The organism is Duganella lactea (genome assembly GCF_009857505.1).
Taxonomy (GTDB): Bacteria; Pseudomonadota; Gammaproteobacteria; order Burkholderiales; family Burkholderiaceae_D; genus Rugamonas; species Rugamonas lactea.
Genome location: NZ_WWCP01000004.1, coordinates 94,029 through 102,864, shown reverse-complemented (window position 1 = coordinate 102,864; position 8,836 = coordinate 94,029). Strand labels below are relative to the sequence as shown.

At 65.6% G+C, this 8,836-nt stretch carries 6 protein-coding genes; 5 read left to right on the top strand and 1 reads right to left on the bottom strand.

Annotated elements, in window-relative coordinates; translation table 11 throughout:
* The first annotated feature begins 14 nt into the window (after positions 1-14).
* The 3 genes from GTP44_RS06095 to GTP44_RS06085 are packed head-to-tail and all read left to right on the top strand — an operon-like array spanning position 15 to position 6,476.
* Positions 15-2,630: a CheR family methyltransferase gene (locus GTP44_RS06095; protein ID WP_161018728.1), complete on the top strand. Its 2,616-nt coding sequence runs from the start codon at positions 15-17 to the stop codon at positions 2,628-2,630.
* Entirely contained in the window at positions 2,608-4,308 is a 1,701-nt protein-coding gene (locus GTP44_RS06090) for a sensor histidine kinase (protein ID WP_161018727.1), read from the top strand. The genes GTP44_RS06095 and GTP44_RS06090 overlap by 23 nt, the downstream gene beginning before the upstream one ends.
* Before the next feature lie 32 nt (positions 4,309-4,340).
* Positions 4,341-6,476 carry a S46 family peptidase gene (locus tag GTP44_RS06085; protein WP_161018726.1) on the top strand — a complete coding sequence of 712 codons (2,136 nt, stop codon included), beginning with the start codon at positions 4,341-4,343 and terminating at the stop codon, positions 6,474-6,476.
* A 39-nt stretch (positions 6,477-6,515) separates the two neighbouring features.
* Here GTP44_RS06085 and GTP44_RS06080 read toward each other — a convergent pair whose 3' ends face one another.
* Positions 6,516-7,511 (bottom strand): hypothetical protein, encoded by a 996-nt coding sequence (locus GTP44_RS06080; RefSeq protein ID WP_160991703.1) that lies wholly within the window; start codon positions 7,509-7,511, stop codon positions 6,516-6,518.
* A 196-nt stretch (positions 7,512-7,707) separates the two neighbouring features.
* On the opposite strand from GTP44_RS06080, the gene pnuC reads away from it, so the two are divergent.
* Positions 7,708-8,322, top strand: a complete 615-nt coding sequence (gene pnuC / locus GTP44_RS06075) for a nicotinamide riboside transporter PnuC (RefSeq protein ID WP_161018725.1) — start codon at positions 7,708-7,710, stop codon at positions 8,320-8,322.
* Positions 8,319-8,834, top strand: a complete 516-nt coding sequence (locus GTP44_RS06070; RefSeq protein ID WP_161018724.1) for an AAA family ATPase — start codon at positions 8,319-8,321, stop codon at positions 8,832-8,834. Before pnuC ends, GTP44_RS06070 begins: the two co-directional genes overlap by 4 nt.
* The last annotated feature ends 2 nt before the right edge of the window (positions 8,835-8,836 follow it).

Sequence of the window (8,836 nt, the reverse complement as noted above, 5' to 3'; positions counted from 1 at the left end):
TAAGATGGGGGAAGATGATTAAAACAACCACTTCCCTGACGCTGGTGCCGTCCGCGTCCACGCCCGTGCCCGTGCCCGAGACCGGCGGCGACGCCCCGGTCAGCGGCGCGATCGCGCTGGTGGGCATCGGCGCCTCCGCCGGCGGCCTGCAGCCAATTTCCGAGGTGCTGGCCAGTGCGCCGCCCGACAGTGGATTCGCCTACGTGGTGGTGCAACACCTGGATGCCGATCACGCCGGTCTGCTGCCGGAGGTGCTGCGCGGCGTGACGCCGATGCCGGTGATCGAGGTCGATCGGGCGCTGACGGTGCGCGCCGATCATGTGTATGTGATCGCGCCAGACAGCGAACTGAGCCTTGAACAGGGCCGGCTGGTGCCGCGGCCGGCGGCCGGCGTGCGCGCGCAGCGCCGCCCGATCGATGATTTTTTCCGCGCGCTGGCGCGGCATAGCCGGCAGCATGCGGTGGCGATACTGCTGTCGGGCATGGGCGCCGATGGCGCGCACGGCCTGGCGGCGGTGCGCGAGGCCGGTGGCCTGGCGCTGGCGCAACTGCCGTCGTCGGCCGAATTCGAGGCGATGCCGGCCAGCGCCATCGCCGCCGAGGTGGTGGACCTGGTGGCGCTGCCGGCGCAGATGATGGAACACATCGGCCGCTGGTGGCGCATGGAGGGCATGGCGCGGCTGCCGGTCGAGCGCGAACGGGAAAGCCTGCGCCAGTTGTTCGAGCTGCTGCTGCGGCAGACCGGCGCCGATTTTTCCAACTATAAGCTGAGCACGGTGCTGCGCCGTGTCGACCGCCGCATGCGGCTGCGGCAAAGCGCCACGCTGGACGATTACCTGGCCTTCCTGCGCGCCAACCTCGGCGAACTCGATCTGCTGTTCAAGGAGCTGCTGATTGGCGTCACCCACTTCTTCCGCGACCCCAGGGTGTGGGAGCAGTTGCGTGACGCGGTATTCCCGGAACTGTTGCTGGCGCATCCAGAGGGCGGCGAGTTCAAGGCCTGGGTGCCGGCCTGCTCGACCGGCGAGGAGGCCTACACGCTGGCCATCGTGTTTCGCGAGGCGGCGCTGCGGATGCCGGCGCCGGAGCGCTACAGCCTGCAGATTTTCGCCACCGACCTCGATCTCGACGCCATCGGCCGCGCGCGCCAGGGCGTGTTCGGCGCCGACATCGGCGCCCAGGTCCCGGCCGATGTGCTGCGGCGCTACTTCATCGCCGTCGACGACGGCGGCTACCGGATTGCCAAGGACATCCGCAAGGACATCATCTTCGCCAAGCAAAACGTGATCTCCGATCCGCCGTTTACCAAGCTCGATGTATTGTGTTGCCGCAACCTGCTGATCTATTTCACGCCCAAGCTGCAGGCGCAATTGATTCCGCTGTTCCACTACTCGCTGCGGCCGAACGGCCTGCTGGTGCTGGGCAGCGCCGACACGCCGGGCCAGTTCAACGACATGTTCGCCGCCGTGACGCCGTCCAGCCGCGTGTTCCGCCGGCTCAATACACCACCGCAGCGGGTGGCCAGCTATTTCGTCACCCGTACCACCCATTCCCAGTTACCCATGAGCCAGAACCCGAACGCCGCCGCGCGGCCCTCCCTGCAACAGCAGATCGAGCAGCACCTGCTGCTGAAACACACGCCGGCGGCGGTGCTGGTCAACGCCGACGGCGATATCCTGTTCATCCACGGCCGCACCGGCGCCTTTCTGGAGCCGGCCGCCGGCAAGGCCAACTGGAACATCCACGCCATGGTGCGCGACCACCTGCGCCACGCGTTGGCGTCGCTGTTGCAGCAGGCGGGCGCGAACGTCGGCCCGGTGGCGCTGCGCGGCCTGGCCCTGACCGAGGCCGGCGGCCCGGCGCAGATGCTGGACCTGAGCGCCGAGGCGCTGACCGGGGGCGAGCTGGCCGGCACGGTGCTGCTGACCTTTGCGCTGGCCGCCGGCGCGCCGGCCAAGCGGCGCAGCCGCTCCGGCAACCCGCAGGTGCAGGAACTGGAGCGCCAGCTGGCGCAGGCGCGGCTGGAGATCCAGGCGGTGCGCGATGAAATGCAGGGCTCGCGCGAGGAACTGCGCTCGGCCAACGAAGAGCTGCAGTCGACCAACGAGGAACTGCAGTCGACCAACGAGGAACTGACCACGTCGAAGGAAGAAATGCAGTCGCTGAACGAGGAGCTGTACACCGTCAACGCCGAGCTGCAATCCAAGGTGGACGACCTGTCGACGGTCAACGGCGACATGAAGAACCTGCTCAACAGCACCGACATCGCCACCATCTTCCTCGACGGCGAGATGCGCATCCGCCGCTTCACCGAGCGCGCCACCCAGATCTTCAAGCTGATCGCGGCTGACCTGCACCGGCCGCTCAGCGACATCAACAACGAGCTCGATTACCCGGAGCTGGAGCAGGACTCGCGCGAGGTGCTGCGCACGCTGGTGTTTTGCGAGCGGCAGATTCCGACCCGCAACGGGCGCTGGTTCTCGGTGCGCATCATGCCCTACCGGACGGTGGAAAACGTCATCGACGGGGTGGTGCTAACCTTTGTCAACGTCACCGAATTCAAGCAGCTGGAGGCGCGCCTGCGCGCGGTGCAGTCAGGTGAGGGCGATGCCGGGCCGGCGCCGCGCTGACGCGCTCGCCGCCAAGGCAACGCTGTCGCCGACCGCGCTGGCCGACAGCGAGCAGCTGCGCCAGTGGCACCAGCGGCAGGCCAGCCAGATCGAACTGGACCTGCAACAGCATGTGCTGGCGGCGCTGCAGTCCGAGCGCGACCTGGCGCAGGCCGACCGTGTCCATTACGCCACCCTGTATGACCAGGCGCCGGCCGGCTATTTGTCGTTGGACGCCGACGGCCGCATCGTGCGCGCCAACCAGGCCGCCGCCATGCTGCTGGAGCAGCGCCACGACGATCTGGCCGGCTTGCCGCTGGAGTACTTTGCCAGCCCGGCGGCGCGGCCGCGGCTGCGGCGCTTTGTGGCCAACCTGTTTGCCAGCGGCGCGCGCGCGGTGCTGGAGTTGCCGCTGGCGCCGCCGCCCAAGCCCGGCCAGGTGCCGGGCCGGGCGCCGCGCCGGCTGCGCATCGAGGCCAATCTCGACGCCGTGGCGCGGCGAGGACGGCTGATCCTGACCGACCTGGGGACGGTGGGCCGGCGCGACGCGGCCCGGCTGCGCGCCTTCGAGGTGTTGGACAATCTCGGCGAAGGGGTGCTGGTGTGCGACCGCGCGCAGCGCATCGTGGCGGTCAACCCGGCCTTTACCCGGCTGACCGGCTACCCGGCCGAAGATGTGCTGGGGCGCAGCCCGCGCTTCCTGCTGCGTCCCGGCGCCGCGCGGCACTACGCGGCGGCGGTGCAGGCGCTGCGGCGCGGCTGCCGCTGGCTGGGGGAGCCCGAGGGGCGGCGCCGCGACGGCAGCCGCTTTGTGGCCTCGCTGTCGCTGACGTCGGTGTATGACGACGACGGCGCCATCGATTATTTCATCGCGGTGTTTTCGGATATCAGCGCGCGGCGCCAGGCCGAAACCGCGCTGCGCGCGCTGTCCGGCGAGCTCGATGCGCGGGTGGTGCTGCGCACCACCGAACTGGCCGCCGCCAATCAGCGGCTGCTGGAGGAAGTGGACCAGCACAAGCGCACGGCGGCGCAGTTGCAGCGCTCGCGCGCGCAACTGAGCCGGCTGGCGGCGCACCAGGAAACCGTGCGCGAGGAGGAACGCCAGCGCGTGGCGCGCGACATCCACGACGAACTGGGACAGAACCTGCTGGCGCTGCGCATCGAGATGACGCAGCTGCAGGGCCGCACCGGCCCGGCCGGCGGACGGTTGCGGCAGCGGGTGGATCTGGCGCTGGAGAATCTGGACGCCACCATCCGCAGCGTGCGCGGGATCATGAATGAATTGCGGCCGGCGGTGCTCGACCTGGGCCTGTCGGCGGCGCTGGAATGGCAGGTGCAGCAGTTCCGCCACCGCAGTGGCATTGCCTGTGCGCTGGAGCTACCGCCGGAGGCGCAAGTCCCATCATTGCCGGCGCCGCTGCAGATGGCGCTGTTCCGCAACCTGCAGGAGGCGCTGGTGAACGTGCGGCGGCATGCCCAGGCCAGCGCGGTGCTGGTGCAACTGGCGCAGACAACATCGTCGCTGACGCTCAGCATCAGCGACGACGGTGTCGGGCTGGACCCCGCCAGGCGCGCGGACGGCGATGGTTTCGGACTGATTGCGATGGAGCAGCGCATGGCGGCGCTGGGCGGCAGGCTGCTGATTGACACGCCGCCGTCCGGCCGTGGCTGTAGGCTGACGCTGAGCTTCGATCTATAATATCGGCGCCGTCATCCATCAGGGGCCCTATCTTGTTTAAATACTTAGTCATTCCAGCCGCCGTGCTGTGCGCCACAAGCGCTTGCGCCGACGAAGGCCAATGGCAGCCGTACCAGCTGCCGCAACTGAAATCCGAACTGAAACGCATCGGCATCGCCATCCCGGCGGAAAAGCTGGCCGACCTGTCCAGGCACCCGATGAGCGCCATCGTGTCGCTGGGCGGCTGCTCGGCGTCGTTCGTGTCGGACGCCGGTCTGGTGGTCACCAACCACCACTGCGCGTATGGCGCCATCCAGCGCAACTCGACGCCTGAACACAATTACATCGCCAACGGCTTTCTCGCCAAGACCCGCGACGCCGAACTGCCGGGCGGCCCGAACACGCTGGTCTACGTGACCGACAAGGTGGAAAACGTCACCAGCCGCGTGCTCAAAGATATCCAACCGTCGATGAGCGGCAAGGCGCGCAGCGACGCGGTGGACAAGGCGATCAAAGCGCTGATCGCCGAATGCGAAAGCGATAAGATCTACCGCTGCTCGGTGCCGGCCTTCCATCGCGGCCTGGAATACTACCGCATCCGCCAGATGATGATCCGCGACGTGCGCCTGGTGTACGCGCCGGCCAATTCGCTGGGCGACTTCGGCGGCGATATCGACAACTACGAGTGGCCGCGCCATGTGGGCGACTACTCGTTCCTGCGCGCCTACGTTGGCAAGGACGGCCGTCCGGCCGATCCGTCGCCGGACAACGTGCCGTATAAATCCAGGGACTTCCTGGTCGTCTCGGCCGAAGGCCTGAAGAACGGCGACCCGGTGCTGCTGGCCGGCTATCCTGGCCGCACCAGCCGCTACAAGCTGCCGTCGGAAATCCGCTACGCGCGCGACGCCGCCTATCCGGCCAAGGCCGCCGAGATCCAGTCCGACCTGGACGTGATCGCCGCCGCCACCAAGGACAGCGAAGCCAATGCGGTGCGCTATGCCAGCGTGGTCAAGAGCCTCAATAACGTGATGAAGAAAACCCGCGGCCTGATGGACGGTTTCGCGCGCAAGGACATCGCCGCCATCAAGGATGTGCAGGACGCCGAGTTCCGCGCCTGGTACGCCAAACAGCCCGGCGGCGACAAGCAACTGCTGGCCGAACTGGATGCGCTGATCGCCGCCGACATCGCGTTGAGCGACGAGGAATTCGGCTACGGCGTGGCCACCACCAGCGACCTGCTGACGTCCGGCAACACGCTGTATCGACTGGCGCGGGAAGGCGCCAAGCCGGACGCCGAGCGTGAAGCCGGCTACCAGCAGCGCGACCTGACCTTCATCAAGGCGCGCCTGAACCGCCTGGAGCAGTCGTATGTCGGCGGCGTGGATCAGGCCCGATTCACCGCCGCGCTGCAGCGCTACGCCAAGCTGCCGAAGTCGATGCACGTGAGCGGGCTGGATGCGCTGCTGCCGCCGCTGGACGCGGTGCCGGCGTTGTACACGCAATCGCAACTGGGCGACACCGCCACCCGCCTGTCGTGGATCGGCAAGGACGCCGGCGCCATCGCCGCCTCGAACGACGCCTTCCTCAAGCTGGCGGTGAAGATCGACGGTGTGACGCAGTCGCTGAAAGAGCGCCGCAAGGAGCTCGATGGCAATCTGGAACGCGTGATCCCGCAATATATGGCGGCCGTCATCGCGTGGAAGAAATCGCAGGGCAAGCCGGTTTATCCCGACGCCAATTCGACGCTGCGCGTGACCTACGGCACCGTGTCGCCGTACTCGCCGAAGGACGGCATCACCAAGGGGCCGTTCACCACCATTGAGGGCATCGTCGAGAAGAACACCGGCAAGGCGCCGTTCGACGCGCCGCAAAACCTGCTCGACGCCATCAAGGCCAAGCGCTACGGCAAGTTCAAGGACCCGATCCTGGGCACCGTGCCGGTCGACTTCCTGACCAGCGCCGACACCACCGGCGGCAATTCCGGTTCGGCGGTGATGAACAAGCACGGCGAGCTGATTGGCCTGAACTTCGATTCGACCTACGAGTCCATCACCAAGGACTGGTACTTCGACCGCGACATCACCCGCGCCATCCATCTGGATATCCGGTATATGCTGTGGGTGATGTCGGAGGTTGACCATGCCGACAATCTGCTCAAAGAAATGACCATCAAGTATCCCAAGCGCTAAGGAGGATCGGACGCCGATGGTCAGTGATCGCCTCGGGCGCTAGCGTGGATCGGCGCAGTTAAGTGACGGCTTGGCGACGCTGCACTTCCATTGCCACCGCACCTGATACGACTCTTTCAGGTTCGCGCTAAAGGTCACCGCGGGGGTGGCGAGTGTCAGCGTGATGGCGTCCCCCGCCAGCGTGCGCGGCGGTTCGTTGGTGCCCAGTACCGGTGAGAAATCGGCGCCGCGGCCGATCGTCAGGCTGATCTGGCTGTTGGCCAGCAGGTACGTGATATTGTCGGTGACGTACTGGCCCAGCGGGAAGCTGCCGCCATTCGGCAGCGGCACCACGGCGTTGGCCGGCACGATGCGATTGAGGCCGGTCAGCCAGTTGAAGTCGTCGCCGAAGTAAAGTTTGCTTGCGGTGTTGGCCGTGTATTGCTGGAGGTTGGCCAGCAGTTTGGCGTCGATCTTGCCGTTGACTTTATTGACGATCAGGTCGCCGATCACCGGCAATATCCAGCTAAGATTGCTGTCGCAATCCGTGGACGACGACGGCGTGCTGGTGATGCCGACGCTGCCCGCGATGGTGCTATTGTCGGCGCGGCCATATTGCGCGCTGATGACAACGTTGCGCAGCGCCAGCGTATTGGTGCAGCTGTAGTTGATAACACCGAATTTGGTGCCGCTGTACTGGGAACGGGCTTCGTAGCTCAGGCCGCTCAAAGTCATCTGTACGGTACCGTTGGCATTGGGCGCCAGCGTGATGGTCGGCACGCCGGTCAGCTTGCCGGCCTGAAAGCTGGCGCCGCTGTTGTTGATGGCGGTTTTAACGACGTCGTTGAGTTGATTTTCGAAGGTGCGCGGCAGCAGCGTCGCCTGCACCACCAGCTTGCCCAGTGGTCCATTGTTGAGATAATTCTCGGTGACCTGTAGCGAACCGTTGTTGACGCCCAGCGTCAGAATGTTCGTGCCCGACAGCGCGACCGGAATAAAATCAGCCTGGGCGGAACCAGCGGCCAACGCCGCCGCGAGGAAAAGCGCTTTACGCATGCGTAACTCCATGATCTGGGTGGAAGGTGTAAAAATTGTGCCACGGAGAAACTGCATAATCAACAACTATTGCTATTTAATAAGGTTGACAAATTCGTTTTCCGCGCGCTGTCAGGCATGGCAAGGGGCGGTTGAACCTTGCGTATTTAAATAAAAGCTCGCATACTGCTGCGGCATTGATCTTCTGTTCCATCTCATGAACGAACCCTTCGCTTTGCTGGGCTTTACTACCACGCCGCTGGAAATGACGGGCTTCGTGTTGTCGGTGCTGACGGTGCTGCTGAACATCCGGCAGCTGCACTGGGCCTGGCTGTTTTCCATTCTGTCCTCGGCCATTTACGGCCTGGTATTTTTTTCCACCAAACTGTATGGCGATATGGCACTGCAACTGGTGTTCATTTCGGTGTCGGTCTGGGGCTGGTATCAATGGCTGCATGGCGATGATCGCCATGACAAGCTGCCGGTGACGTCGCTGTCGGCGCGCGGGCGCGTGATCGCCGGCGTGGCGTGGCTGGCGGGCTTTGTGCTGCTGGCCTGGTTCCTCAAGACGTACACCGATACCGACGTGCCGAAGTCGGATGGCTTCCTGACCGCCGGCTCGCTGGTCGGCCAGTTGCTGCTGTCGCGTAAGAAGATCGAGAACTGGCATGTGTGGATCATTGTCGATGTGCTGTATGTGGGGCTGTATCTGCACAAGCACCTGATGCTGACGGCCATCCTGTACGCGGTGTTCGTTGGTATGGCGGTGGTCGGCCTGCGCGCATGGAGTGGCGACTCGCACAGCGGTGGCCGGCGTCTGGCGCTGGAATGACGCCTTTGCGCATCGCGATTCTTGGCACGGCGTCGTCGGGCAAGACGACGCTGGCCGCCGCGCTGGCGGCGCGCTATCGCACGCTGTGGGTGCCGGAGTATTTACGCGAGTTTGTCGATGTCGCCGGCCGCGTGCCGGTGGCGACGGATCAGATCCATATCGCGCGCACGCAGTTGGCGCGTGAGGACGCGGCGGCTGCCGGCGCGCGGCGTTATCTGTTCTGCGATACCGCGCCGCTGATGACCGCCGTTTATAGCCGCCATTATTTCGGTGGTATTGACGCCGAACTGGCGCTGCTGGCCGATGCGCATGACTATGCGCTGACGCTGGTCACCACGCCGGATATTCCCTGGGTTGCCGATGGTTTGCAGCGCGAGAGCGAAGCGGTGAGTGTCACCATCCATCGCATGCTGCATGAGGAGTTGGCGGCGCGCGGGATCGCTTATGTGCCGATCAGTGGCGACATGGCGCAGCGCCTGGCCCAGGTGGACCAGGCGCTGGCCGCGCTCTAGCG

Bases quoted from the DNA above. Each gene is read 5' to 3' on its own strand.
- pnuC (WP_161018725.1), top strand. From the start codon at position 7,708: ATGAACGAACCCTTCGCTTTGCTGGGCTTTACTACCACGCCGCTGGAA.
- GTP44_RS06090 (WP_161018727.1), top strand. From the start codon at position 2,608: ATGCCGGGCCGGCGCCGCGCTGACGCGCTCGCCGCCAAGGCAACGCTG.
- GTP44_RS06080 (WP_160991703.1), bottom strand. From the start codon at position 7,511: ATGCGTAAAGCGCTTTTCCTCGCGGCGGCGTTGGCCGCTGGTTCCGCC.
- GTP44_RS06095 (WP_161018728.1), top strand. From the start codon at position 15: ATGATTAAAACAACCACTTCCCTGACGCTGGTGCCGTCCGCGTCCACG.
- GTP44_RS06070 (WP_161018724.1), top strand. From the start codon at position 8,319: ATGACGCCTTTGCGCATCGCGATTCTTGGCACGGCGTCGTCGGGCAAG.